This window comes from Herbaspirillum lusitanum (assembly GCF_026127345.1).
Taxonomy (GTDB): domain Bacteria; phylum Pseudomonadota; class Gammaproteobacteria; order Burkholderiales; family Burkholderiaceae_D; genus Herbaspirillum; species Herbaspirillum lusitanum.
Window position 1 is genome coordinate 769,957 of the sequence record NZ_QXFG01000008.1, and the last position, 24,091, is coordinate 794,047.

The following is a 24,091-nucleotide window of genomic DNA, read 5'->3' on the forward strand; positions in this document are numbered from 1 at the left end:
CGCGTTTCACGCACGAAAGCTAAATTTTTTTGGTTTTTTACGCATGAGGCATCATTTTTTGTAGAAATCAAAAAACAAGGCCGTAAAATTAAAAAAACGCCCAAACCGTTTCCGGCAGGGCGTTTTTTCAAGTCCGCGGAACGCTTGCGCGCGCCGCGAGATGATGCGGGGGTTACTACTGAGTCTTACTGAACTTTGGCTTTCTTGCGCAGTTCTTCCTGATAAGCCTGCAGCTTCTTCTGTTGCAGCGCTTCAGCGATTTGCGGCTTCACTTCTTCCAGGGTCGGGACCTTGGCCGGACGGGTGTCTTCCAGCTTGATCACGTGATAGCCGAATTGGGTTTTCACCGGTGTTTCGGTGATGTCACCCTTCTTCAGTGCAACCATGGCGTCGGAGAACGGCTTCACGAACGAAGCAGGCGTGGCCCAGTCCAGATCGCCGCCGTTGGCTGCGGAACCGGTGTCCTTCGATTGCTTGGCCAGGTCTTCAAACTTGGTGCCGGCCTTCAGCTTGGCGATGATTGCCTTGGCGTCTTCTTCCTTGTCGACCAGGATGTGGCGAGCGTGGTATTCCTTGTCGCCGGCTTGCGCCTTGAACTTGTCGTACTCAGCCTTGATGTCGGCGTCAGCGACCGGGTGCTTCTTCAGGTAGTCGCCGATCAGGGCGCGGATGACGATGCCCTGGCGCGCCAGTTCGAGCTGGTTCTTGACGTCGGCGTTGTTGCTCAGGCCTTGCTTGTCGGCTTCCTGCATCAGGATTTCGCGGTTGATCAGCTCTTCCTTGACGGCGCCGCGCAGTTGCGGGCTGTCAGGCTGACCTTGTGCAGTCATTTGCTTGACCATGACGTCGGCGCGCGACGACGGGATGGACTTGCCATTTACGACGGCGAGGTTTTGCGCCATGACTGGCAGAGCAGCGGCTGCAAACAGCAGCACCAGCAAACGAGCAGGTTTGAATGTCATTATCGAATCCTAAAAAATGGAGGTAATAAGGTAACTAATAGCTAACAAGCCGGGAAGTATGAGAGATAAGAGGGGGGATAGTCTTGTTAGTTCGCTATTTCTGATGGGGCGATAGCCGTGATGGCCAGTGCGTGTATATCCTTGTGCATCATGTCAGCCAGGCAATCATACACCAGCCGATGCCGAATTAAACGATTTTTCCCCTCAAAAGCGGCTGAAATCAGGCGTACGCGATAGTGCCCGCCACCCGACGCAGCGCCCGCATGGCCGGCATGCAGGGCCGATTCGTCTTCCACCAGACACTCGCTCGGCGTGAATGCGGCGAGCAGCCGTTCGCGGATGATATCCGGTCGTGCGCTCATTCGGCGTCCTTCATGTATTTCGACAGAAACAGGCTCTGCGCGATGATGAAAGCGAACATCAGGCCCATCGTGCCGAACATCTTGAAGTTGACCCAGACGTCGAGCGTGTAGTTGAACGCCACATACAGGTTGAGCAGGCCCATCGCAACGAAGAACACCGACCATGCCAGGTTCAGTTTGCTCCATACCGGTTCGGGCAGGGACACTTGTTTTTCCATCATCGTGCGGATCAGATTTTTCTTGAAGAAAAGTTGGCTGGCCAACAAGGCGACGGCGAAGCACCAGTACAAAATGGTCGGCTTCCACTTGATGAACGTATCGTCGCGGAAGTAGATGGTGGCGCCGCCAAACACCACGATGATGGCCAACGAGACCCACAGCATGCCGTCGACTTTCTTGCGGCGCGCCAGCAGATAACCGATCTGCGCCAGCGAGGCGACGATGGCGACCGCCGTGGCGAGCAGGATCGGCGCCAGCGTGGCCGTGACCGCACCGCCGGACATCACGCCCGACAGGTATTGCGACACCAGGCCCTGGGCGGCGTCGGCATGGCCTTCACCCCATTTGAATACGCCGAAAAAGAGGATGACGGGAAAGAGGTCGAACAAGAACTTCATTTGCTTGGGTCTTTTTAAAAGGTGGAGAGCGGAGAGCGCAGGACGGTACAGACCCGCAGCTTATCAGGTGGCCGGATCAAAGCGCAACGAAGCCGAATTGATGCAGTAGCGCAAGCCGGTCGGCGGCGGGCCGTCGGGGAACACGTGGCCGAGGTGCGCGTCGCAGACGTTGCACACGATTTCGGTGCGGATCATGCCATGGCTCTTGTCGACGATCTCGCGCACGTTGGCCGGATCGAGCGCCTTGAAATAGCTGGGCCAGCCGCAGCCCGAATCGAACTTGGTGTCGGAGGCGAACAAGGGCGTATTGCAGCAGACGCAGGTATAAATGCCGGCTTCGTGATGGTCCCAGAATTTACCGGTGAATGCGCGCTCGGTGGCGGCATGGCGGGTCACCTGGTATTCCATGGCGTCCAGTTGGGCGCGCCATTCGGCATCGGTTTTTTGAACTTTGGCAGTCATGGGGTGGCTCCTTGGCAAGATGGAAAAATGGGTTGGATATGACTTGGTCGGACCAGGCCGGACGATCTTACGTTCACGAAGAGCAGCTGACTTCCAGATGGCTGGCCCAGTCCGGCGGCAGGTCGGCGTACTTGTCGTGTTCCGGCTGTTCGTCGAAAGGCCGGCGCAGGATTTCCTGCAGCTTGGCGACTTCCGAGAAGTCCTTGTTCTGCGCCTTGTCGATGGCGACTTGCGCCAGATAATTCCGTAGCACGTATTTGGGGTTGCTTGCGTCCATTGCAAGTTTCCTGGCGGCATCGACGCTGTTTTCCTGTTGCAGGCGGGCGCGGTATTGCCCGGCCCAGGCATCGAAAGAAGGTCTTTCGATGAACAGATCGCGCAATGCTTCATCGCCGCCATTGTCCCCGGCGCGCAAATCGCTCAGGCGGCGGAAGAACAAGGTGAAATCGACGTGGCCGGCCTGCAGGATGGCGAACATGGACTCGAACAATTTGTCGTCGTCGGCCTGACGTGTCGCCAGGCCGAGTTTGGCGTGCAGCAAGTCATCGTTCTTCGCGGCGAACTCGGCTTCGTATTGCCCCAGCGCGGCTTCGGTATCTTCCACGCTGCCGATCAGCGGCAACAGCGCCTGGCCGAGCGCGAAGCAGTTCCACTGGCCGATGCGCGGCTGCATCTGGTACGAATAGCGCCCCTGCTGGTCGGTGTGGTTGCAGATGTGGCGCGCATCGAAGGCTTCCATGAAACCGAAGGGGCCGTAGTCCAGCGTCAGGCCGAGGATGGACATGTTGTCGGTGTTCATCACGCCGTGCATGAAGCCGACCGCCTGCCAGTGCGCCATCAGGTGCGCCGTGCGGCGCGTGACTTCAGCCAGCAGTGCGCGGTAGGGATTGTCGGCGTCGAGCAATTCGGGATAGAAATTGGCGATGACGTTGTCGGCCAGCAGTTTCAGTTCATCGTGGCGCTTGTTGTGATACCAGTGCTCGAACGAGCCGAAGCGGATGAAGCTGGGCGACATGCGCGTGACCACCGCCGTGGTTTCCAGCGTCTCGCGCCGGACTTGCAGATCCGATCCGGTCACGCACAGCGCGCGCGTGGTCGGGATGCCAAGCCCGGCCATGGCTTCGGAACACAGGAATTCGCGGATCGACGAACGCAGCACGGCGCGGCCGTCGCCCATGCGCGAGTACGGCGTCTGGCCGGCGCCCTTGAGCTGGATCTCCATGCGGCCGCCGTCGCGTGCCGGCAAGTCGCCCAGCAGGATCGCGCGGCCATCGCCAAGTTGCCCGGCCCATACGCCGAACTGGTGGCCGGAATACACGGCCGCCAAAGGTTTGGAGTGCTGCGCGATGACATTGCCGGTGAAGACGTCAATGAAACCCTCGCTGGCGGCCGTCGCCGGATCGATGCCGATCAGCGCGGCGGCGTCGGCGCTGACGCCTACCAGATAAGGTTGCGGCAACGGCGTCGGTTGCAGGCGCGTGAAAAATGCCGGCGGCAATTCCGCGAAGGCATTGGCAAAAGGCAGCGCGGCGGGATCGATATCGCCGGACGGGGTGAGGGGTGCGTTCATGAACTTGGGCCAGCACAAAAGAATTCGCCATTTTGACAGAGAAGCGGACAGGCCATCGGATGAGGCTGCAGTTTGGGCTGGAGTTCAGGGCGCACTACGTCCGGCATTTCTTCGGAGGATGTGAGACCATCCCGCCAAACCTTCACCGCGAGTCGTCCATCATGAGCACATTGTCCCGCCGCATCCGTAGTCACGTCCTGTTGCTTGCCTGCCTGGCCGGCAATGCCTACGCCGAAGTCCCGGACTACGCCCCGGTCAAGGCGCATGTCTGCGGCGAGTGCGCGGTCACCGTACCAGCCGAGATGACGCCGGTACGCGGCGTGGTCATTTCGCAGGGCGCATTCGGTACGCCGGTGGGCTACTGGTCGGCGGTCGATCTCGACCGGCGCAGCATGACGCGCTTCATCACCCAACTGAAAAGTCCGGCCGAAAAGCCGGCGCTGGTGCAAAGCCGCACGGTGCAACTGAGCGAAGACGACCTGGCGCTCATCGTGCCGCTGATGAATGCGGTCTGGAGCCTGCCCGAGGCCTTGCCGCTTCAACGCACCACGGATGCCGTGTGGGCGCTTGAGCTGTTCGACGCGGGCGTGCGGCGCAAGGAGTACGGCATGGGCGCGATCCAGGCGCAGGGCGCCGAACTGAACAATATGTTGGATACGATCTGGCGCCGGCTGGCGCGCTGACGCCGCGTAAAGCGGATACATAAAAAAACGGCGGAGTCCCTTGCGGGCTCCGCCGTTTTTATTGTGAAGATGCCGTCTTATTTATTGACCAGCTTGGCCGGCACCGCCAGCGTCAGCAGTCCGCCCAGCAGCAATGACGCCGCCAGCACGTACATGCCGGTGTTGGTGCTTTGGGTGGCGTCTTTCAACCAGCCGACCAGGTATGGGCTGACGAAACCGGCCAGGTTGCCCAGCGAGTTGATCAGCGCGATACCGGCAGCCGCAGCAGCGCCGCTCAGGAACGCCGTCGGCAGGCTCCAGAACAAGGGCAGGGTGGTCAGGATGCCGACCGCGGCCAATGTCAGCGACGCCATCGCCAGCAGCGTGTTGTGGTCGTACACGGTGCTGAACAGCAGGCCGACGCAACCCAGGAACGCCGGGATCGCAACGTGCCAGCGGCGCTCGCGATGCTGGTCGGCGCTGCGGCCGATCATGATCATCGCAACGGCTGCGACAGCGTAAGGAATCGCGGTCAGCAAGCCGATGTTCAGCGGATCCGTGACGCCGGTGGTCTTGATGATGGTCGGCAGCCAGAAGCTCACGCCGTACAGGCCCATCACGAAGCAGAAGTAAATGATCGCGCTCAGCCACACCTTGCCGTCGGCGAACATCTGGCCCAGCGAGACTTCCGCCTTCTCGGACTGTTCCTGTGCGATCTGCGATTCCAGCAGGCGCTTTTCATCTTCGCTCAGCCAGTCGGCGTCGCGGATGCGGTCCTTCAGGTAGAAGATCACGACCACGCCCAGCACCAGCGATGGGATCGCTTCGATGATGAACATCCATTGCCAGCCGGTCAGGCCGTGCACGCCCGGGAAGGCATGCATGATCCAGCCCGACAGCGGGCCGCCGATGACGCCGGAGATGGCGATGCCGGTCATGAACAGCGCCGTGATCTTGCCGCGGCGATGCGACGGATACCAGTAGGTCAGGTACAGGATCACGCCGGGGAAGAAGCCGGCTTCGGCCACGCCCAGCAGGAAGCGCATGACGTAGAACATTTCCGGCGTCGTCACGAAAATCATGGCGCCCGAAATGATGCCCCAGGTGATCATGATGCGCGCGATCCAGAGCCGCGCACCGACCTTGTGCAGGATGATGTTGCTGGGGACTTCGAAGATGAAATAGCCGATGAAGAAAATACCGGCGCCGAGGCCGTACACGGTCTCGCTGAACTTCAGGTCCTGCAGCATTTGCAGCTTGGCGAAACCGACGTTGACGCGGTCCAGGTAAGAGGCAACATAGCAGAGGAAAAGCAGCGGAAGCAGACGCCATGTGACTTTGGAAAAAGTCGCTTCTTCAAACGATACATCGGTGCCGGGCGACGCAGCGACGCCTTGTGCTGGGGTATACGACATGTCTCACTCCATACATAGTAAAAATGGATCAGTCTTGTTGTTATGAAAAGCCAGTCTCGTGGACTGGCCTTGTTAAGTACTGATTTCCGTGGTTCTTGTTTTGGTTCTTTTTTAATGCAGCGTGATTATAGACACAAATTTTGCCGATTCAACCGAAAGCGTTTCATCGCTGACAAAACGCTTACAGCCGGTCTGGTGCGTGGTTAAACGCAGCGACCGCCGTCCACTTCCAGGCAAGCGCCGGTGATGAACGACGCTTCATCCGAACCCAGGTACAGGCAGGCGTTGGCGATGTCGTCCGGCGTCGAGAACCGGCCCAGCGGAATCGTCGCGGTGAACTTCTTGCGATTTTCCGGGGTGTCGGGCACGCCCATGAATTCGGTCAGCAGGCCGGTTGCCGAGATCACCGGATTGACGCAGTTGACGCGGATGTTGTCCGGGCCGAGTTCGGCCGCCATCGATTTGCTGGTGGTGATGACCGCGCCCTTGCTGCCGTTGTACCAGGTCAGGCCCGGACGCGGGCGGATGCCGGCGGTCGAGGCGATGTTGATGAAGGCGCCGCCGCCGACCTTGCGGAAGTAGGGCACGAAGGTCTTTGCGCTCAGGAAGATGCTCTTCACGTTGATGGCATAGACGCGTTCGAATTCGTCTTCCTCGATTTCCAGCATCGGACGGTTGCGATGCGTGGTGCCGGCGTTGTTGACGACGATATGCACGCCGCCGAAGGCGTCCAGCGCAGCGGCCAGCATCGCCGCCGTGTCGGCGCTCCGGGAGACGTCGGTCTTGATGAAACGCGCCTGGCCTCCGGCCGCGACGATGTCGTCGACGACGCGCTTGCCGCCGGCTTCATTGATGTCTGCCACCAATACGCGCGCACCTTCGCGCGCATAGCTCTTGGCGATGCCTTCGCCGAAACCCGAACCGGCGCCGGTCACGATGGCTACTTTGTCTTTGAGTCGCATGTCTTCTCCTTGTGGTTGATGGATATCTTGTTTAATCGTGTTTGATGGCGATGGTCTTCAGGACCGTGAAGCCGTACAGCGCCTCGAAACCTTTTTCGCGTCCGTGGCCGCTGGCCTTGACGCCGCCGAACGGCAACTCAACGCCGCCGCCGGCGCCATAGTTGTTGATGAAGACCTGGCCGCTGCGGATTGCCCGCGCCAGGCGGAACTGGCGTCCGCCGTCGCGCGTCCAGACGCTTGCGACCAGGCCGAAATCGGTGCCATTGGCGAGGCGGATGGCGTCGGCTTCGTCTTCAAACGACATGGCCGCCAGCACCGGACCGAACACTTCTTCCTGCGCCAGACGGTGTTGAATCGGCACGTCGCGCAGCAAGGTCGGCGCCTGGTAGAAGCCGCCTGCCGGCACGCCGTCGGCGATGCGGCCTTGCGCCACCATCGGGATCCTGCTGTCGGCGGCGTCGCGCAGGAAACCGGCCACGCGCTCCTGTTGCGTCTTGCGGATCAAGGGGCCGCAATCGAGGTCCATCGCCGCCGAGCCGACGCGCAATTTGCCGAAGGCGGCGCCGACGCGTTCCAATACCTGCTCATAGGCGCTGCGCTGGACCAGCAGGCGGCTGCCGGCGGAGCAGGTCTGTCCGGAGTTCTGCACGATGGCGTTGACGATCACCGGCAGCATGGCGTCGAAGTCGGCGTCGGCGAACACCACCTGCGGCGACTTGCCGCCCAGTTCCAGCGTGACCGGCGTGTGATGTTCGGCGGTGGCGCGCACCACGATCTTGCCGACGTTGGGCGAACCGGTGAACGACACGTGATCGACGTCGGCATGCTTGACCAGCAGGTCGCCGGCTTCATGGCCGTAGCCGGTGACGATGTTGAGCACGCCTTCGGGGAAGCCGACTTCGGCAGCCAGTTCCGCCACGCGCAGCAGCGACAGGCAAGCGTCTTCAGCGGGCTTGACCACGCAAGTGTTGCCGGCGGCGAGCGCGCCGCCGACGCAACGGCCGAAGATCTGCATAGGATAATTCCACGGCACGATGTGCGCGGTGACGCCATGCGGCTCGCGTAGCGTCAGCACGGTGTAGCCGGTCTGGTAGGGAATCGTTTCGCCATGCAGCTTGTCGGCCGCGCCGGCATAGAACTCGAAATAGCGCACGATGGCGGCGGCATCGGCGCGCGCCTGCTTGAACGGCTTGCCGCAGTCGCGCGCTTCCAGTTGCGCCAGTTCTTCCTGGTGCTCGGCCAGCTTTTGCGACAGCTTCATCATCAGGCGGCTGCGGTCGGCCGCGCTGGTGCTGCTCCACACGTTGTCGTAGGCCTTGCGCGCTGCTTGCACTGCAAGGTCGATGTCGGTGGCGTTGCCGCGCGCCAGCGATTCGAAGACTTCGCCGTCCGAAGGATCGGTGACGGGAATGCTCTCGCCGGAGGACGGCGCGGTCCAGCGGTTGTTGATGAAGTGCTGTTTCATGGTTTCAAAGTCCTTTGATTTACATGGCAATCGACATGCCGCCATCCACGTACAAAACGTGACCATTGACGTAGGAGGCGGCGTTGGAAGCGAGGAACACGGCGGCGCCGGCGATTTCAGCCGGCTGCGCCCAGCGTCCCAGCGGCGTGCGCGTGGCGAAATGGGCGTTGATTTTTGGATCGGCGATCGAGGCGGCATTGGCTTCGGTGGCCACGCCGCCGGGGGCAATCGCGTTGCTGGTGATGCCCAGCGGGCCGTATTCGGCCGCGAGTGCGCGCATCATGCCGGTGAGACCTGCCTTGGCGCCGGTGTAGACGGCGTCGCCCGAGCGCGCGATCTGGCCGGCAATGGAGGTCACGGTAATCAGGCGGCCGCGCTTGTTCGGCACCATCAGGCGTGCTGCTTCGCGCGACAGCGTGTAACCGGCGACCAGGTTGGTCTCCAGCATGGCGACGATATCGTCGTCGCTGAATTCGAGCAGCGGCTTGCGGTTGCGCACGCCGGCATTGTTGACCAGTACGTCGAGGCCGCCATGTTCTTTGGCGATGCGGGCGAAGGCGTCCTTGACGGCGGCTCTGTCGGTGACGTCGAAGGCGAGGGCGCCGGCCGACAAGCCTTGCGCCGTCAGGCTTTGCACGGCGCTTGCCAAGGTCCCCGGGTTGCGGCCGCCGAGAATCACGTGGGCGCCGCTGCCCGCCATGGCGCGGGCGATTTCCAGGCCGATGTCGCGCGCTGCGCCGGTGACGAGTACGGTCTTTCCCGTGAGTGAAAACTGTTCGAGATAGGGCTGGCTAGGCTGAATGCAAGGCTTATTCATGATTGGCTTCGATAAACAATGGACGGCAAAAGATATCACCGTCGCAGCCATCGGGCCGGACCGTCTGTCTCCTGTCGTTTTTGTTTTATGGGCAGCCGGTCGGAAGATACCGCCGCTGCCTCGTCTGAGATCAATGTAAGTTGATCGTCAAAAGATGTCAATTGATATTACTACTTATCGACAAGGGGCAATACAGCAGAAGGCCCATAAGGAGGGCTTATGGCTGCGGCGCAAATACGCTACCATGCGCAATCATCAGAAAATCGCCATCGGAGACCAGCCATGCCGAAATCGCCAAACGACCAGCTGCAGGGAACGCCGGAAAAGCCGGACGCCAAAGTCGTCAGCATCCGCACGCAACTATCCACCGACGCGCTCGCGCTGGCCGCGGCCGGACTCGGTCCGGTGCGCCAGGAGCGCTTTGCCGAACGCGTCTACGAAAACCTGTTCCACGCCATCGTCGAAGGCAAGATCAGCGTGGGAAGCCGCCTGCCGTCGGAAAACGACCTGGCCACGCTGTTCGACGTCTCGCGGCCCATCGTGCGCCAGGCCCTCGACCGGCTGCGCGAAGACCAGTTGGTCGAATCGCGGCGCGGCTCCGGCACTTACGTCATGGACAGCCCCGGCGTCGCCGGCAAGCCGGCCACTGCGGAACCCTCCGAGCGCATCGGCCACATCATGAACGGCCTTGAATTGCGCATGGTGGTCGAGCCTGAATGCGCCTACATGGCGGCCCTGCGCCGCAGCACCGCCGACCTGACCAGGATGGACGAATTGCTGACCGGTTTTGAAGAGGCCAACGCAGTCGGCGGCATCGCCCACCATTTCGATTTCGCCTTTCACGAGGCGATCGCCACGGCGACCGCCAACCTGCGTTTCGTGCAGGTGTTGAAGACGCTGGAATACGACGTCAGCCACGCCGTCAACATGCTGCGCCACCTGATGCACATCCAGCCCTGGAAGCGCACCCAGGACGCCATGGACGAGCATCGCAACATCTTCGAGCTGATCAAGCGGCAGGACGCGGAAGGCGCGCGCCGGGCCATGCGCGGACATATCGAAAATGCGCGCAGCCGCATGTTCAATAGCCGTCCCGGCTTGTAATCAAAGATAACAACTTGAAAATAACAACCTGAATCGGATCCGTTGCATGGAATTGCGCCAACTCAGATATTTCGTCGCCATCGTCGATCACGGCTCGCTGTCACGGGCGGCGCGCGTGCTGCACATCGCCCAGCCGGCGCTGACGCAGCAGGTCCGTCAACTGGAAGAAGAACTCGAAGCGCAACTGCTGCATCGTTCCGCGCAAGGCGTGATCGCCACCGACGCCGGCAAGACCTTCTACGAACACGCGCAGGCCATCCTCAAGCAAGTCATCGACGCCAAATCGGCGGTGGCGCAATCCAATGACAAGCCGTCCGGCACCGTGGCGCTGGGCATTCCGCAAAGCGTCTCGGGCGCGCTGGCGTTGCCGCTGCTGACCGCCATTCGCGCCACCTATCCGGAAATCACCTTGCTGCTTACCGAGGAGCTGACCGGCAACCTGATCGTCCAGCTCAAGTCGGGCCGCATCAACCTGGCAGTGCTGTTCGACGACGGCCAGCTGTCGCCGTTCGCCAGCACGCCGATGGTGGAAGAGGAGATGATGTACATCACGCGCGCCGATTCACAATACGGCGCCGGCAAGAAGAAATCGGTCACGCTGGCGCAGGCCATCAAGGCGCCGCTGATCCTGCCCGGCCTGCAGCACGGCGTGCGGCCGCGCATTGAAAACATCGTGCGCTCACAGGGCATGTCGCTAGCCAACGTGATCGAGATCAACTCGGTGGCAATCCTGAAGTCGGCCATCCTCGCCGACATCGGCGCCACCATCCTGCCGGTGGCGCCCTTGCTGTCCGAAATCGAACGCGGCGACATGGTCGCGCTCCCCATCAGCGGTGAACGCATGGCGCGTACGCTGGCCTTGTGCGCGTCGAAGAACATCCCGCTGACCAATGCGGCTGCGGCGGTAGAACGGCTGGTGCTGGATGTGACCGATGACTTGTGCCGCAAGGGAAAATGGCTGCACACGGAGGGTTTGGCGCGCGAGTAGTTGATATCGGATTGCCGTCGCCCGGACGCATGCCGGGACGACGGTATGCGCCCGGAGCGTCAGTTCTTGTCGACCGCCGGATCCGGCAACTTCGCGCCGTCCAGCAGGGCGCCGATCACACGCTCACCCAGCGCCAGGCCCACGCTCATGCCGATGCCGGTGTGCATCAGAACCACCGTGGTCTTGCCGTCGATTGGCGTAGCCGAGAACGGTCCCGGTCCCTTGCTGCCGTAGACGCCTTGCCAGCGTTCCAGCACGTTCAGTTTCACGCCCAGCGTCTCTTCCGCCAGACCGATCATGAGCTGATCGATCTCTTCGTTATTGAACGGCGGCGCATCGACGCCGTAGTAGTGCGAGTCGCCGATGATCAGTTCCTGATACGGCGTCGGGCTGACCAGCAGATGGATGCCGTGGCGGTTCAGCACCGGATACTGCGCTTCGATTTCAGCATGCACGCCGGCCGCGCTCGGCAGGTCGGAGAAGGCGCCGTAATGCGTGCACGACAAACCGGTCAGGACCGCATGCGTCAGCGGCAAGCGCTCTTGCGGCGCCGCGCGCAGCATCTGCAGGCGGCAGACCTTGAGATTCATTTCACCGAGCTTGTCGGCGAACAGCGTCTGGTAATCGTGGCCGGAACAGACGATGGTGCGCTCCGCGCGAAACTCGCCGGCGGTAGTCGACAGATGACCGTCGCGGGCTTCCCTGACCAGCGTGTTGAAATGGAATTGCACGCCCTGCGATTGCAGGTAGCAGACCAGCGCCGGTACCGCCTCGCGCGAATACAGCTGCAAATCCTGGGTGCCGTGCAGGGCCGAACGATGATGGCGGAAGCGGCCGCCGTACAGGGCGTCGAGCTGTGCGCCTTCCAGCAGCGAGGCATCGTAGCCGTGCTGGCGTGCACGCACGATCATGAATTCTTCGAGTACCGCATGTTCGGCGGCAGTACGGGCGAATAGCAGGGTGCCGGCTTCACGTGCGCTGAAGTTGGCGCGCTGCGCCAGGTGCAGCCACAGTGCCCGGCTCTGTTTGGCGAGGCCGAGCATGACGCCCGGCGGCTGGCCGGTGACCAGGCCCATGCCGAAATTGCGGATCGAGGCGCCGATTGGCGTCGAGCTGCGTTCGAACACGACCACGCGCAGGCCGCGCTTGACCGCCGCAAAGGCGTGCGCCAGTCCGAGTATGCCGGCGCCGACGACGGCGACGTCGATATGATCTTTATTGGTGTTGCCCATCCGATGCTCCACGTTCTTCTGTTCAGCGCCGCCCGCGCTTTGGATGGCGACGGGCGGCATGTCTACACGGTGTTGCTTATTGCTGCTTATTGCTTCTTTTCAGCCTTGCTTTCGTAACGCTTGCTCCACTCGGTCAGGATGCGGTCGCGGTTGCTGCTGGTCCAGACGAAGTCGTTCTTGGTCAGGCGCTTTTCATAATCTGCAGGCAGCAGCGGATCAGGCTTGGCGATGCCCGGCACGGCCAGCACGGCGAAGTTCTTTTCGTATTGCATCATGGCGTCCTTGCTGGCGGAGAAGTCGGCCAGCCGCTTGGCGGCGTCAAGGTTCCTGGTGCCCTTGACGATGGCGGTCGCTTCCAGGTCCCAGCCCAGGCCTTCCGACGGCAGGATGATGTCGATCGGTGCGCCTTCCTTCTTGGTCTTCACGGCGCGATATTCAAACGCGATGCCGATCGGGAATTCGCCGGTGGCGGCTTGCTTGCATGGCTTGGAGCCGGAGTGGGTGTACTGGCCGATGTTCTTGTGCAGCGCGTCCATGTAGGCCCATGCCTTGTCTTCGCCCATCATCTGGATCCATGCCGTGACGTCGAGGTAGCCGGTGCCGGAAGAGGCCGGATGCGGCATCACGATCTTGCCGGCGTAGATAGGCTTGGTCAGGTCGGCCCACGAAGTCGGCTTCGGCAGACCTTGCTTTTGCGCTTCGACGGTGTTGAAGCAGATCGCCGAACCCCACACGTCCATGCCGACCCATGCCGGCGGATTGGCCGGGCTGCGGTACTTGGCTTCAATCGCCGGCAGGTTCTTCGGCGCGTAAGGCGTCAGCATGCCTTCCTTGTCGAGGATCGCCAGGCTGGAAGCAGCCAGGCCCCAGATCACGTCCGCCTTCGGATTGGCCTTTTCAGCCAGCAGCTTGGCGGTGACGATGCCGGTGGAATCGCGCACCCATTTGATTTCGATGTCCGGATTGCTCTTTTCGAACTCGGCTTGATAGGCCTTGATCTGGTCCGCCTCAAGCGCGGTGTAGACGGTCAGCGTGGTCGCTGCATGCGCGGACAGCAGGGCGCCTGCACCCAGTACGGAAGCAAGCAGTTTCAGAATGGTTGTAGGTTTCATGGTTGCTTTCTTGTGGTGGAAAAGTAAAACGACGAACGAATGAATCAATGCTTCCCGGCGCTGCGCCAGGCCTGCGCGCGACGCACCCAATAGCCCAGGCCCCAGTGCATCAGCAGCGAGACGGCAATCGAGGTCAGCAGGATCAGCGTGGACATCGCCGCGGCCGGGCCGACGTCGCCGGCGTCATCCATGTTCAGCACGGCGATCGCGGCCAGCACGGTGTTGGGGCTGTAGAGGAAGATCACCGCCGACACCGTCGTCATCGACGACACGAACAGGTAGCGGAAGATTTCCAGCACGGCAGGCAGGCACAGCGGCACGGTGATGCGCAGGTAAGTACGCAACAGCGGCACCTTGAGCGAGGCCGAGGCGGCTTCGAATTCGGGATCGATCTGCTTGAGCGCGGTGACGGCGGTCAGATGCGCGGTGGTGTAGAAGTGCATGACCGAGCACAGGATCAGGATCGCCATGCTGCCGTACAGGAAGTTCAGCGGATTGGCCGGATGATTGAAGAAGAACACGAAGCCCAGGCCCAGCACCAGCCCCGGCACCGCCATCGGCAGGAAGCTGAGGAAGCGCAATGCGTTGTCGAGCAGGCGATTGCTGCGCGTTTTTTCCATCAGCCAGGCGCCGGTGAAGATCACGATCGTGCCGACGATGCTGGTGCCGATGGCCAGGCGCAGGCTATTCCAGTAGGCCAGCCAGCCGCCGCCGTCCATGTTGTCGAAGTCGTAGTGCATCAGCGTCAGCTTGAGGTTGTACGGCCACAGCTTGACCAGCGATGCGCCGACCGCCACGGCGATCATCAGCAGCAAGGCCGCGCTGATCGCCAGCAGGATCAAGGTATAGACCGCATCGCGGCGCCACTGGCGACGCGGCGTCAGCACTTCGGCGCGGCTGCTCATCTGGGCGCGCTGGCGTTTCTGCAGCCAGCCGTCGATGCAGAAGGTCAGCAATGCCGGGATCAGCAACAACAAGCCGATCAGTGCGCCGCGGTCGAACTGCTGCTGCCCGACCACGGCCTTGTAAGCCTCCACCGCCAGCACGCTGAAAGCGCCGCCGACGATTTTCGGCACGCCGAAGTCGGTGATCGCCAGCGTGAACACCAGGCAGAAAGCGCCGAAGATGCCGTAGCGCGTGGCCGGCAGCGTCACCGTGCGGAAGGTTTTCCAGCTGCCGGCGCCCATTGCCGACGCAGCGTCGTACAGGCGCGCATCGGCCAGCGACAGCGCCGACAACAGGATCATCAGCGCATGCGGGAAGGTGTAGAACGCCTCGCCCAGCAAGATGCCCCAGAAGCCGTAAATGCTGCCATTCATCCATTCCTTGAACAGTCCCTGGTTGCCGAACAGGTAGATCAGCGCAATGCCGGGCAGCAGTGAAGGCGCCAGCAGCGGCAGCAGCGCGATCGCGCGCCACAGGCCCTTGAACGGCGCCAGCGTGCGTTGCAGGCCGTAGGCGAACAGGTAGGCCAGCGGCACCACCAGCAAGGCGGTCGCGGCCGACACGCCGACGCTGCGCGCCGCCATCGGGAAGAAGTTGGGATTGGCGACCAGCTTGCTCCAAGGCGCCAGACCGGCCCAGGCACCGCTATGGTCGAGTAGCGCCTGGCCGAGCACGGCCACCAGCGGCAGGGCCAGCGCCAGCACCAGCAAGAGCAGCAGGAAATACTTCAGGCCGTTCGCGGTCGCCGCGTCGCGATCGAAGGTCGATGCCGGCCTGGGTGCGGAGGCCGGGGTGACAGCGAGCGACGACGCCTGGACGGAGGTGTTCATGCCGGGCTCAGGCAAACAAGTGCAGCGAGTGCTGCGGCAAGGCGATCCACATGCGCTGGGCGGAGACGTCCGGCAGGCGGGCGCGCACGTCGTTGGCGACGTCGGCCATGAGGCGCCGGCCCGGCAATTCGTCGAGCTCCAGCATCATGCGGTAGCGGTCGCCGAGATAGATCTGGTCGACCACACGCGCCGAAAACCGGTTCGATGCATCGGCGGCAGGCAGCACGTCGACCGCTTCCGGACGGCAGAACAGGCGACCGCTGTCATTGTTGCCCATGTGCTGGCGCGGCGCCTCGTCGACCGTCAGCGTGAGCGCGCCGACACTGACCTGATGCGGCGACAGGCGCTGGAACGGCAGCCAGTTGGCCTGGCCGATGAAGTCGGCGACGAAGGGGGTGGCCGGTTGGCGGTAGATGCGGTCGGGCGTGTCGAATTGTTCGATGCGGCCGTGCTGCATGATGGCGATGCGGTCCGACATGACCATCGCTTCTTCCTGGTCATGCGTGACCATCAGCGTAGTGATGTTGAACTGTTTTTGCAGGCGGCGGATTTCCAGCTGCAAGTGTTCACGCACCTGCGCATCCAGCGCCGACAGCGGCTCGTCGAGCAGCAACAGCGAAGGCGAGGGCGCCAGCGCGCGCGCCAGCGCCACGCGCTGCTGCTGGCCGCCGGAGAGCTGGCCGGGATACTTCTTGTCGCTGCCGGACAGCCCGATCATGTCCAGCATCCCGGCCACGCGCTGTTGCATTTGCGCGCGCGACAGGCGGCGCGCATTGAGGCCGTAGGCGACGTTCTGCGCCACCGTCAGATTGGGGAACAGCGCATAGGACTGGAACAGGATGCCGTAGTCGCGCGATTGCGGCGGCAGGTGCGAGATGTCCGTGCCGTGGGCGTGGATGGCGCCGTCGTCCTGTTTCTCCAGGCCTGCGATGGTGCGCAGCAGGGTGGTCTTGCCGCAGCCGGAAGGGCCGAGCAGGCAGACCATTTCGCCTTGGCGCACGTCGAGCGAGACGTTGTCGAGCGCGGTGAAGGCGCCGAAGCGTTTGCGGATATTGCGGACCGACAGGAAGGTCGCGGAGGTCGGAGAGATAGCTTCGGCGGCGGCAGTGGATTCAGGTGCAGATGCGGGGGCAGTGACGGACAAGGGAGTAAGCATCGCGCTCTTTCGTCAGGATATGCCGGGTTCGGCCAGAAAGTGAGCGGATATTACGTAGCTAATATGACCGCTGGATGACAGTTGCGGCGTTATATATGGAATGGATTTCATCCATAGGGTGAGGTTATGGATGATGTGTTCCCGGCAATGAATCCGCTGCCGTCGGGCAAGCTTCTCTCTGCCCGAAAACCTGATCGGCATGTGTCCGGAAAATAGCGGGAACGTACCGGTATGGCGGCGTGGTCCAATCAGTATGGTCTAATGACGATTCCGATCTTTTCCCTTGCCATGGATTACGCCTTGAACAAGTCAACGATGAAAACCGCCGCAGCACTGATGAGCATCAGCGCCGCACTGCTGTCGGCCTGTTCGTCGCAAAAGCCCGACACCCAGGCCAACCGCGACGCCACCGCCAAGGAAATCATCGAACAGGTGAACACCACGCCCGACGGCACCTCCACCGCCAACTCGCTGGACGCGTACAAGGAGGATCTGGCGCGGCGGATTTCCCAGGTCAACTCGACCAAGGTCCACATCGAACGTCCGCAGGCTTTGCTGCGTTCCGTCATCGTGATCAAGTACGTGGTCGACAAGGACGGCAACCTGGTGCGCAGCGAAGTGGTGCGCACCAACAAGGACAAGACCACCGAGGCCACCGCGCTGGCCACATTGCGCAGCACGGCGCCATTCCCCAAACCGCCGGCTGTCTTGCTCCGAGGAGGCCGGGTGGAGTTGTCGGAGACCTGGCTGTTCAACAACGACGGCCGCTTCCAGTTGCGCACCATCGCGCAGCCGCAAAAGGGAGAGTGAGCAGGCTCCCGAACGAAAACGGCTATCGCCATTCCTTTTTTTAATTTCCTCGCATGGAGTATTGAGTTGATCAATCTGGTTGATTTCACACCGGGCCTGTCGCTGGCAGGCGGTTTAATGATCGGTGGGGCGATCGCCTTGCTGATCCTGTTCAATGGCAGGATAGCGGGCATCAGCGGCATCCTTGGCGGTTTGCTCGGTCTGCCGGAAAAGGATGTTGCATGGCGTGCGGCTTTTCTGATCGGCATGATGCTGGCGCCCGTGATCGCGATCGGGGGCGGCGTAGGAATCGACATCAAGATTCAGTCCGGCTGGGGAGAAATCCTGACGGCCGGCTTCCTGGTCGGCATCGGAACGCGTTATGCCGGCGGCTGCACCAGCGGCCACGGCGTCTGCGGAATATCGCGCGGCTCCCTACGCTCAGTCGTCGCGACGCTGACGTTCATGGCGGCGGGTTTTGCGACGGTGTTTGTCAAACTGCATCTGGTCGCAGCATGAAGAACGTGAAGAACGTGAAGAACACGACATGGCTACTGTAAGCGCATTATTTGCAGGTCTTTTATTTGGCCTTGGACTGATGGTTTCGGGCATGGCCGACCCGGCCAAGGTAATGGGTTTCCTCGATCTGTTCGGGCTGTGGAACCCATCATTGATATTTGTGATGATGGGCGCCATCCTGCTGGGCGCACCGGCTTTCTTCCTTGCACGCCGGCGGCGCCGTTCCATACTGGGCCTGCCGATGCAGATCCCCGCCGCAGCGTCGCTAACGGTACGGCTGATCGCCGGCAGCGCAGTGTTCGGCATCGGCTGGGGTCTGGCCGGTTTCTGCCCCGGTCCAGCGCTGGTCTCAGCTGCCGCCGGTTACCCCAAGGCGATCGGATTCGTTGCGGCAATGATTGCCGGCATGCTGCTCTTCGATCAGCTGGAGCGCCTGAGACGGCGGTGAGAAGGCCCGAGGCCGTTATGCGCTGTCCGGTCCGGCCAAACTGGCCGAGATGGAAATCGTGCCGGGCGAAGCCGTCCGGGTGCCGGAAATCCAGCTGCGCCACCCGACCGAGGCGGTCGGCGCATCCTGCAGAAACTCAATCTTCAGCGACGATGCAATTGCGTCCGCGTTGCTTGGCCATGTACAGGCGCTTGTCGACGGCTTCCATGAATTCGATGCGCTGATCCTGGCGCGATGGCACGATGGTTGCCATGCCGAGGCTGATGGTGACGACGCTTTCAACCTGTGATTTTTCGTGGGGGATTTTTTCCTTCACCACCAGCTTGCGGCAGCGTTGGGCCACCTTGAGGCCGGAGGCGCGATCGGTTTCGGGCAGGATCAGCACGAACTCTTCGCCGCCGTAGCGCGCGAAGAAGTCGCGCGTGCGCGTGGCGGCCTTGCCAAGCACGCCGGCGATCAGCTTGAGGCAGGCGTCGCCGCGGATGTGGCCGTAGTGGTCGTTGTACTGCTTGAAGTAATCGATGTCGAGCATGATCACCGACAGCGGCGTACGGTTCCGGACGGCGTTGGCCCATTCGACTTCCAGTGCCGAGTCGAACATGCGCCGGTTGGCGACGTCGGTAAGGGCGTCGCGGTAGGACAGGGCTTCCAGTTCCTTCTGCAATTCCGCCAGCCGCGCTTCATTCTTTTTGCGCTCGGTGATGTCGAACATGAAGCCGATCAACGCTTCGACTTCGCCGTCCGGCTTGCGCACCACGTGCACCACGTCGCGGATCCAGACGTGTTCGCCATCGCGCGTGATGGCGCGGTAGTCGGCTTCATGGTCGGCGCCGGCCTTCGATTGCGCCACGCAAAAATTCACCACGCCTTCGCGGTCCTCCGCATGGATGCGCGCAGCCCAGTCTTCCACCGATACCCAGCTCTCCGGCGTCCAGCCCAGCAACGCTTCGATCTGCGGACCGACGTAGGCAAACTTCATGGTGGCCCAGTCGATTTTCCAGGGTATCGCCCTGGTCGATTCGAGCAAGGTTTTATAGACGGCGCTGTCGGGCTCCATTTGTTTTTCTACTTGTCTGGTCATGTGGTGTGGCGATGCGTTTGGAGTGAGGCGCGCAGTCATTGGCGGCAGGGAAGATTGTCGCAAGGATAACCCGGCGTGTGGCAAGGCGCATGAAATCTGCACGAAAATGTTTGGAAAAATTCCGGGGAATTCGCTGCCAATCCATGCCGGCAGCGGGATTGCGGAGGATGTCGCCGACGTTATTGCGTCAATAGCCACCATCAATTGATTTAAAAGATTTAATCAATTGTGCAAAAGACTTTCGTCTGATTTATCTTTTAGTACATGACTTGCAGAAAGATTCGACGTTGCCCGAGCAGCGCACTCGCCCCTCAACTCATCAAACAGGAACGCAGCACATGTCTTCGAATGCCTCCGCAATCAGCTCGCCCGGCGAGCTCCAACAAGATTCGGCAATTTTCCGCGCCTTGGCCGAGATGCTCGGTCACGGCGGTATCCGCATCAACGGCAGCAATCCCTGGGATATTCAATTGCATCGCGCCGGTGTGCCGGAACGCGCTTTCTCGCAAGCCAACCTCGGTCTCGGCGAAGCGTACATGGACGGCGACTGGGACGCCGAACAGCTCGACGAATTTTTCTCGCGGCTGTTGCGCACGCGACTGACCGACAACATCAAGCCGCTGCGACTGGTCGGCCACGTGCTGGCGGCGAAATTCATGAATCGCCAGAACCTCAAGCGCTCGCGCATGGTCGGCGAAGTGCACTACGACCTTGGCAATGATTTCTACGCCGCCATGCTCGATTCGCGCATGACCTATACCTGTGGCTACTGGAACACGGCGACCACGCTGGAAGACGCGCAGGAAGCCAAGCTCGACCTGATTTGCCGCAAGCTGCAACTGAAGCCGGGAATGCGCGTGCTCGATATCGGCTGTGGCTGGGGCAGCTTCATGGCCTTTGCCGCCGAACGCTACGGCGTCGAAGCGGTGGGCGTGAGTATTTCCAGGGAACAGATTGCGCTGGCGAAAGAGCGCTACGGCCATCTGCCGCTCGACTTCCGGCTACAGGATTACCGCGAACTCAATGAACGCTTCGATGCCATCGTCAGCATCGGCATGTTCGAACACGTGGGTCGCCGCAACTACCGCACCTACATGGAAGTTGCGCATCGCTGCCTGGCCGATGACGGCCTGTTCCTGCTGCACACCATCGGCAAGAACCAGCGCAAGTCTTCTCCCGATCCGTGGATCGACAAATATATTTTCCCCAACGGCGACCTGCCATCAATCGGCCAGATGGGCGACGCCTTCGATCACTTGTTCGTGGTGGAGGATCTGCACAACTTCGGCGCCGACTATGACAAGACGCTGATGGCCTGGCACAGCAACTTCGAAGCCGCATGGCCGCGTTTCGAGGCGCAACTGGGCGCGCGCTTCCGCCGCATGTGGCGTTATTACCTGCTGTCCTGCGCCGGCGCATTCCGCGCCCGCGATATCCAGCTGTGGCAATGGGTGTTGTCGAAGAAGGGTGTGATGGGCGGCTATCGCCGCGAACGCATCTGATCGAATTGACATCCCGAAGGCGAATCCTCTGTTCAGGCTGAATTCAGCCTGAAGCCAGACGATTCGCCAGCAAAGGCAACAGCAACTCCGCCGCCTCCTGGCATTTGAGCGACAGCAAAGGATCCGCGCGCGTGACGCCGCGGTTGATCGCGGCAATCTGCTTTCCCGCTTCCGCAGCCATGCGGCAAAAGCGGTAGCCCGAAAACACCACCAGCGAGGACCCCACCACCAGTACTGCATCGGCGGACGCCACCGCGCGTTCGGCCGCCTCACTGCGCGCACGCGGGACGCCGTCGCCGAAGAACACCACGTCGGGTTGCAGCATGCCGCCGCATACCGGACAAGGCGGCACATGGAAGCCGGCGAGGGCGCCGGTCTCCAGATCGGCATCGCCGTCGGGCAAGGCCGCCGCATCGCCGGCGGCAAGTTCAGGGTTGGTCTGTTCAAGCAGGTCCTGCACGCTGCGGCGCGTGTGCATCGTTGCACAATCGAGGCAGACCACGCGGTGGATGTTGCCATGCAATTCGATGACGTTGCTGCTGCCGGCTTGCTGATGCAGGCCGTCGACGTTCTGCGTCAGGATGGTGGAAACCTTGCCGGCGTGTTCGAGCATCGCCAGCGCGCGATGACCGGCGTTCGGCGCGGTCCCGGCCAGCTTGGGCCAGCCGATCATGCTGCGCGCCCAATAGCGTCGACGCATGGCTTCCGAGCTGCGGAAGGCAGGGCCTTCCATCGGCGCCTTGCCGCGCCGCACGCCGTTGGCGTCGCGATAGTCGGGAATGCCTGACGCCGTGCTGATGCCGGCGCCGCTCAGGACCAGCACATGGCGATGCGGCGCCATGAACGCGGTCAGCGCCGCCACGTCCGCATCAAGCTGGCTGGACATCTTTTCCATCAAAGAAGCTGTTTCCTCAGACCCGATCCATGCCCGCAGTGACAATGAAGGACACCAGCGCTGCTGTAATCGACCAGACCGCCAGGCGGTATTGCGGGATGAATTTGGTGATGACCGGCATCAGGAAATAGAGGATGACGCCGATGAGGATGCAGGTGATGACTCGTTTCATGAATGATCTTGTTGATGTTGATGAAAGTGCCCGCCGAGTCCCGGAACGGCTAGCGATGAGATCGTACCATTGATCAAAACGATAGTGTCGGGCGTGGAGGGAGTGCTTCGGCTTCTTTCACTCGTGAGTTGTGTGCAAATAGCGCTTGGTAAAGATGAAGAAAGTAGCAGGAAAATATTTTTCTGATAGGCAACGAACAACGAAAGCAGAATAAGATATTTCTTGCAAATCAAAGTCTTGCACATTTTCCACGCCCCGCATCTCTGTTGCCCTTAGCGCATCCCAGCCGACAACGACGACGTATTGTTCATGGCTGGCCGAGCGCCGCAACCAGTTGCGGCACGACCTCGAACAAGTCGCCGACGATGCCGTAATCGGCCACCGAGAAGATCGGCGCTTCTTCATCCTTGTTGATCGCCACGATCACCTTGGAATCCTTCATGCCCGCCAGATGCTGGATCGCGCCGGAGATGCCGACCGCGATATACAGCTGCGGCGCCACGATCTTGCCGGTCTGACCCACTTGCCAGTCGTTCGGCACATAGCCCGCGTCGACCGCGCGGCGAGTCCGAGAACAGGGAGCGTAACGAATCGGTTGCAGGCAGGGCGGCGAAGAAGAGAGTGCGCCAAGCCTGCAAAACCATCGGCGCTGATCGCATGATTACGCTGACTTATCGCGCCAACATGACCGACCGGGAAACGGCCTTGAAACATTGGGATAGATTCCGTCGCCGCATGCGTAAGCATAGGGAATTTCACTACGTCGCTGTCATCGAGGAGCAGGAGCGTGGGGCACTGCATTTTCATGTGGCCGTGAATGGCCGTCAGTCCTATCACTTGCTGCGTTCCATCTGGTCGAGCATCGTCGGCGTCGATGAGCAAGGGCGCTCAATGTCCAACATCGACGTGCGTAATCCGTCGAAATTCGGTTTTGGCAAAGAGGGCGTGCATAAGCTGGCCGCTTACATCGCCAAATACTGCGCAAAGGAAATGGATTGCCGAGACCTCGATCAGAAACGCTATTTTGCCTCGAGAGGCATTCCGAAACCCGAGGTGCAAAGCTGGCCGATTGCCAGCGTGACGGCCTTGGGTGCCGTTCAAACCGCCTTTGCCATCGCTGAATCTGGCTTACTTGATGGTGCTCAGTTTTGGTACAACAAAGCGCTTGACGTGATATGGATCGCTACAGCACCATATATCGCGGACTTAAACATAAAAACACCATTTTAAGACTGGAGGGGAAATGTCTGTTTATACGATGTATAAAAAAGGTAGTACTGCGGAGTACCACTTATTTGAAGGCGAAATGGATAAGGACGGGAAGTCATGTAGCGTTCCCACTAATTCTATCAACTGAAACCATTTTTGCCTGTCAATCAGAAGTAGAGACGAGAGCTGCTTGCGCGCGGCGAGGAAGGCCTGTATGTGGCTCTTGTGTAAGCCATCTATACACGACTTATCGTTGAAATTTATGTACAGAGGCGATCTGTAAACTTCAGTTGCAGCACCGGGTGGAAAACAGCCGGTGCTGCCCCCCTCTTTAAATTATCTTTTCGCCAGTTTGTTTGCTTGGCCTCCTAATAGCCCATAGGTCATCGGAGATGGAGCCTCTGTTTTTGGCCGATAAGCCGCCAACGCTAAACCCAACAATCGATTTGTCGCACTAGTTTGTGGGGACCATCGTCGACTTTCTGCAACGCGGCTTATTTCTAGATCATCATTTAGGTCCACATGAGGTAATAGGGCTGCATAAATTTGATCAAGCGTCAGGTTGCTTTGAAGCCTATAGAGAGAAAGTTGAATGTGTTCAGCAATACCCAATGACTCAATCCGCTTTCGAAGCGCTTCGTAATGCTGGCTTGGGCGATGCAAATCGTATGCAATAAGATATCTATATGTCATAATATAAAGTCCATAAAGTTGAAGGAATGCCTTTTCATCGCTGGCGGCTTTGAAGAGACAATTTCAATAGTACTGTTTTTTTAAACAGTGCAGTGAAATATGTTGTTGAAACGATATTTAAA

The 24,091-nt window shown here is 60.7% G+C and carries 24 protein-coding genes and 1 pseudogene; 8 read left to right on the forward strand and 17 right to left on the reverse strand.

Features of this window, described 5'->3' with window-relative positions; all coding sequences use genetic code 11:
- Nucleotides 1–185 precede the first annotated feature (185 nt).
- The 5 genes from DXT88_RS11935 to DXT88_RS11955 all read right to left on the reverse strand — a co-directional run bounded on the left by DXT88_RS11935 (nucleotide 186) and on the right by DXT88_RS11955 (nucleotide 3,973).
- Nucleotides 186–962, reverse strand: coding sequence for a peptidylprolyl isomerase (locus DXT88_RS11935; protein ID WP_029363702.1), 777 nt, complete (start codon nucleotides 960–962; stop codon nucleotides 186–188).
- Between the two features lie 86 nt (nucleotides 963–1,048).
- A complete protein-coding gene (locus tag DXT88_RS11940) occupies nucleotides 1,049–1,324 on the reverse strand; it encodes a BolA family protein (protein WP_016835208.1) in 276 nt (91 codons plus the stop codon).
- On the reverse strand, nucleotides 1,321–1,941 hold the full coding sequence (locus DXT88_RS11945) for a septation protein A (RefSeq protein ID WP_016835209.1): 621 nt from the start codon (nucleotides 1,939–1,941) through the stop codon (nucleotides 1,321–1,323). Before DXT88_RS11945 ends, DXT88_RS11940 begins: the two co-directional genes overlap by 4 nt.
- Nucleotides 1,942–2,004: 63 nt before the next feature.
- Nucleotides 2,005–2,403 (reverse strand): peptide-methionine (R)-S-oxide reductase MsrB, encoded by a 399-nt coding sequence (msrB, locus tag DXT88_RS11950; protein ID WP_016835210.1) that lies wholly within the window; start codon nucleotides 2,401–2,403, stop codon nucleotides 2,005–2,007.
- A 73-nt stretch (nucleotides 2,404–2,476) separates the two neighbouring features.
- Nucleotides 2,477–3,973, reverse strand: coding sequence for a protein adenylyltransferase SelO (locus tag DXT88_RS11955; RefSeq protein ID WP_265213644.1), 1,497 nt, complete (start codon nucleotides 3,971–3,973; stop codon nucleotides 2,477–2,479).
- Between the two features lie 161 nt (nucleotides 3,974–4,134).
- Between DXT88_RS11955 and DXT88_RS11960 the strand changes: the two genes are divergently transcribed.
- Nucleotides 4,135–4,656, forward strand: a complete 522-nt coding sequence (locus DXT88_RS11960) for a hypothetical protein (protein WP_265213646.1) — start codon at nucleotides 4,135–4,137, stop codon at nucleotides 4,654–4,656.
- Between the two features lie 77 nt (nucleotides 4,657–4,733).
- Here DXT88_RS11960 and DXT88_RS11965 read toward each other — a convergent pair whose 3' ends face one another.
- The 4 genes from DXT88_RS11965 to DXT88_RS11980 all read right to left on the reverse strand — a co-directional run bounded on the left by DXT88_RS11965 (nucleotide 4,734) and on the right by DXT88_RS11980 (nucleotide 9,294).
- On the reverse strand, nucleotides 4,734–6,050 hold the full coding sequence (locus DXT88_RS11965) for an MFS transporter (protein WP_016835214.1): 1,317 nt from the start codon (nucleotides 6,048–6,050) through the stop codon (nucleotides 4,734–4,736).
- A 203-nt stretch (nucleotides 6,051–6,253) separates the two neighbouring features.
- Complete coding sequence (locus DXT88_RS11970; RefSeq protein WP_265213648.1) at nucleotides 6,254–7,012, reverse strand: SDR family oxidoreductase; 759 nt, start codon at nucleotides 7,010–7,012, stop codon at nucleotides 6,254–6,256.
- Between the two features lie 31 nt (nucleotides 7,013–7,043).
- Nucleotides 7,044–8,477: an aldehyde dehydrogenase family protein gene (locus tag DXT88_RS11975; protein ID WP_265213650.1), complete on the reverse strand. Its 1,434-nt coding sequence runs from the start codon at nucleotides 8,475–8,477 to the stop codon at nucleotides 7,044–7,046.
- Nucleotides 8,478–8,496: 19 nt separating this feature from the next.
- Nucleotides 8,497–9,294 carry an SDR family oxidoreductase gene (locus DXT88_RS11980; protein WP_016835217.1) on the reverse strand — a complete coding sequence of 266 codons (798 nt, stop codon included), beginning with the start codon at nucleotides 9,292–9,294 and terminating at the stop codon, nucleotides 8,497–8,499.
- Between the two features lie 282 nt (nucleotides 9,295–9,576).
- Here DXT88_RS11980 and DXT88_RS11985 point away from each other — a divergent pair, with 282 nt between their 5' ends.
- Together DXT88_RS11985 and DXT88_RS11990 are read left to right on the forward strand one after the other, a co-directional pair.
- A complete protein-coding gene (locus DXT88_RS11985) occupies nucleotides 9,577–10,398 on the forward strand; it encodes a FadR/GntR family transcriptional regulator (RefSeq protein ID WP_265213652.1) in 822 nt (273 codons plus the stop codon).
- Nucleotides 10,399–10,444: 46 nt separating this feature from the next.
- Nucleotides 10,445–11,386 carry a LysR substrate-binding domain-containing protein gene (locus tag DXT88_RS11990; protein ID WP_016835219.1) on the forward strand — a complete coding sequence of 314 codons (942 nt, stop codon included), beginning with the start codon at nucleotides 10,445–10,447 and terminating at the stop codon, nucleotides 11,384–11,386.
- Nucleotides 11,387–11,445: 59 nt separating this feature from the next.
- Here the strand turns inward: DXT88_RS11990 and DXT88_RS11995 are convergent, their stop codons facing one another.
- The 4 genes from DXT88_RS11995 to DXT88_RS12010 all read right to left on the reverse strand — a co-directional run bounded on the left by DXT88_RS11995 (nucleotide 11,446) and on the right by DXT88_RS12010 (nucleotide 16,661).
- A complete protein-coding gene (locus DXT88_RS11995) occupies nucleotides 11,446–12,618 on the reverse strand; it encodes a TIGR03364 family FAD-dependent oxidoreductase (protein WP_265214153.1) in 1,173 nt (390 codons plus the stop codon).
- An 86-nt stretch (nucleotides 12,619–12,704) separates the two neighbouring features.
- Complete coding sequence (locus DXT88_RS12000; RefSeq protein ID WP_029363705.1) at nucleotides 12,705–13,730, reverse strand: putative 2-aminoethylphosphonate ABC transporter substrate-binding protein; 1,026 nt, start codon at nucleotides 13,728–13,730, stop codon at nucleotides 12,705–12,707.
- A 44-nt stretch (nucleotides 13,731–13,774) separates the two neighbouring features.
- Entirely contained in the window at nucleotides 13,775–15,505 is a 1,731-nt protein-coding gene (locus DXT88_RS12005; protein ID WP_265213656.1) for a putative 2-aminoethylphosphonate ABC transporter permease subunit, read from the reverse strand.
- Between the two features lie 7 nt (nucleotides 15,506–15,512).
- Nucleotides 15,513–16,661, reverse strand: coding sequence for a putative 2-aminoethylphosphonate ABC transporter ATP-binding protein (locus tag DXT88_RS12010; protein WP_265213658.1), 1,149 nt, complete (start codon nucleotides 16,659–16,661; stop codon nucleotides 15,513–15,515).
- A gap of 315 nt (nucleotides 16,662–16,976) precedes the next feature.
- Here DXT88_RS12010 and DXT88_RS12015 point away from each other — a divergent pair, with 315 nt between their 5' ends.
- From DXT88_RS12015 to DXT88_RS12025, 3 genes are all read left to right on the forward strand, one after another.
- Nucleotides 16,977–17,471, forward strand: coding sequence for an energy transducer TonB family protein (locus tag DXT88_RS12015; RefSeq protein WP_265213660.1), 495 nt, complete (start codon nucleotides 16,977–16,979; stop codon nucleotides 17,469–17,471).
- A 117-nt stretch (nucleotides 17,472–17,588) separates the two neighbouring features.
- Entirely contained in the window at nucleotides 17,589–17,969 is a 381-nt protein-coding gene (locus DXT88_RS12020) for a YeeE/YedE family protein (RefSeq protein ID WP_265214154.1), read from the forward strand.
- A gap of 28 nt (nucleotides 17,970–17,997) precedes the next feature.
- A complete protein-coding gene (locus DXT88_RS12025; protein ID WP_265213661.1) occupies nucleotides 17,998–18,417 on the forward strand; it encodes a DUF6691 family protein in 420 nt (139 codons plus the stop codon).
- A 136-nt stretch (nucleotides 18,418–18,553) separates the two neighbouring features.
- Here DXT88_RS12025 and DXT88_RS12030 read toward each other — a convergent pair whose 3' ends face one another.
- Entirely contained in the window at nucleotides 18,554–19,498 is a 945-nt protein-coding gene (locus DXT88_RS12030) for a GGDEF domain-containing protein (RefSeq protein ID WP_265213663.1), read from the reverse strand.
- 338 nt (nucleotides 19,499–19,836) lie between these two features.
- Here DXT88_RS12030 and cfa point away from each other — a divergent pair, with 338 nt between their 5' ends.
- A complete protein-coding gene (gene cfa, locus DXT88_RS12035) occupies nucleotides 19,837–21,000 on the forward strand; it encodes a cyclopropane fatty acyl phospholipid synthase (RefSeq protein WP_016835228.1) in 1,164 nt (387 codons plus the stop codon).
- 43 nt (nucleotides 21,001–21,043) lie between these two features.
- Here the strand turns inward: cfa and DXT88_RS12040 are convergent, their stop codons facing one another.
- The 3 genes and pseudogenes from DXT88_RS12040 to DXT88_RS12050 form a co-directional block, all read right to left on the reverse strand.
- A complete protein-coding gene (locus tag DXT88_RS12040; RefSeq protein WP_407649316.1) occupies nucleotides 21,044–21,895 on the reverse strand; it encodes an NAD-dependent protein deacetylase in 852 nt (283 codons plus the stop codon).
- 16 nt (nucleotides 21,896–21,911) lie between these two features.
- Nucleotides 21,912–22,067, reverse strand: a complete 156-nt coding sequence (locus DXT88_RS12045; protein WP_016835230.1) for a hypothetical protein — start codon at nucleotides 22,065–22,067, stop codon at nucleotides 21,912–21,914.
- Between the two features lie 307 nt (nucleotides 22,068–22,374).
- Nucleotides 22,375–22,632: pseudogene (locus tag DXT88_RS12050) on the reverse strand (electron transfer flavoprotein subunit alpha/FixB family protein); the annotation flags it as partial.
- A 92-nt stretch (nucleotides 22,633–22,724) separates the two neighbouring features.
- Here DXT88_RS12050 and DXT88_RS12055 point away from each other — a divergent pair.
- Nucleotides 22,725–23,297, forward strand: a complete 573-nt coding sequence (locus DXT88_RS12055) for a rolling circle replication-associated protein (RefSeq protein ID WP_265213664.1) — start codon at nucleotides 22,725–22,727, stop codon at nucleotides 23,295–23,297.
- Nucleotides 23,298–24,091 lie beyond the last annotated feature (794 nt).

Coding starts and splice junctions, on each gene's coding strand:
- msrB (WP_016835210.1), bottom strand. CDS start 2,403: ATGACTGCCAAAGTTCAAAAAACCGATGCCGAATGGCGCGCCCAACTG.
- DXT88_RS11980 (WP_016835217.1), bottom strand. CDS start 9,294: ATGAATAAGCCTTGCATTCAGCCTAGCCAGCCCTATCTCGAACAGTTT.
- DXT88_RS11955 (WP_265213644.1), bottom strand. CDS start 3,973: ATGAACGCACCCCTCACCCCGTCCGGCGATATCGATCCCGCCGCGCTG.
- DXT88_RS12010 (WP_265213658.1), bottom strand. CDS start 16,661: ATGCTTACTCCCTTGTCCGTCACTGCCCCCGCATCTGCACCTGAATCC.
- DXT88_RS11975 (WP_265213650.1), bottom strand. CDS start 8,477: ATGAAACAGCACTTCATCAACAACCGCTGGACCGCGCCGTCCTCCGGC.
- DXT88_RS12055 (WP_265213664.1), top strand. CDS start 22,725: ATGATTACGCTGACTTATCGCGCCAACATGACCGACCGGGAAACGGCC.
- DXT88_RS11965 (WP_016835214.1), bottom strand. CDS start 6,050: ATGTCGTATACCCCAGCACAAGGCGTCGCTGCGTCGCCCGGCACCGAT.
- DXT88_RS11935 (WP_029363702.1), bottom strand. CDS start 962: ATGACATTCAAACCTGCTCGTTTGCTGGTGCTGCTGTTTGCAGCCGCT.
- DXT88_RS11995 (WP_265214153.1), bottom strand. CDS start 12,618: ATGGGCAACACCAATAAAGATCATATCGACGTCGCCGTCGTCGGCGCC.
- DXT88_RS12040 (WP_407649316.1), bottom strand. CDS start 21,895: ATGGAAAAGATGTCCAGCCAGCTTGATGCGGACGTGGCGGCGCTGACC.
- DXT88_RS12000 (WP_029363705.1), bottom strand. CDS start 13,730: ATGAAACCTACAACCATTCTGAAACTGCTTGCTTCCGTACTGGGTGCA.
- DXT88_RS12030 (WP_265213663.1), bottom strand. CDS start 19,498: ATGACCAGACAAGTAGAAAAACAAATGGAGCCCGACAGCGCCGTCTAT.
- DXT88_RS12005 (WP_265213656.1), bottom strand. CDS start 15,505: ATGAACACCTCCGTCCAGGCGTCGTCGCTCGCTGTCACCCCGGCCTCC.
- DXT88_RS11970 (WP_265213648.1), bottom strand. CDS start 7,012: ATGCGACTCAAAGACAAAGTAGCCATCGTGACCGGCGCCGGTTCGGGT.
- cfa (WP_016835228.1), top strand. CDS start 19,837: ATGTCTTCGAATGCCTCCGCAATCAGCTCGCCCGGCGAGCTCCAACAA.
- DXT88_RS12025 (WP_265213661.1), top strand. CDS start 17,998: ATGGCTACTGTAAGCGCATTATTTGCAGGTCTTTTATTTGGCCTTGGA.
- DXT88_RS12045 (WP_016835230.1), bottom strand. CDS start 22,067: ATGAAACGAGTCATCACCTGCATCCTCATCGGCGTCATCCTCTATTTC.
- DXT88_RS11945 (WP_016835209.1), bottom strand. CDS start 1,941: ATGAAGTTCTTGTTCGACCTCTTTCCCGTCATCCTCTTTTTCGGCGTA.
- DXT88_RS11985 (WP_265213652.1), top strand. CDS start 9,577: ATGCCGAAATCGCCAAACGACCAGCTGCAGGGAACGCCGGAAAAGCCG.
- DXT88_RS12015 (WP_265213660.1), top strand. CDS start 16,977: ATGAAAACCGCCGCAGCACTGATGAGCATCAGCGCCGCACTGCTGTCG.
- DXT88_RS12020 (WP_265214154.1), top strand. CDS start 17,589: ATGATCGGTGGGGCGATCGCCTTGCTGATCCTGTTCAATGGCAGGATA.
- DXT88_RS11990 (WP_016835219.1), top strand. CDS start 10,445: ATGGAATTGCGCCAACTCAGATATTTCGTCGCCATCGTCGATCACGGC.
- DXT88_RS11960 (WP_265213646.1), top strand. CDS start 4,135: ATGAGCACATTGTCCCGCCGCATCCGTAGTCACGTCCTGTTGCTTGCC.
- DXT88_RS11940 (WP_016835208.1), bottom strand. CDS start 1,324: ATGAGCGCACGACCGGATATCATCCGCGAACGGCTGCTCGCCGCATTC.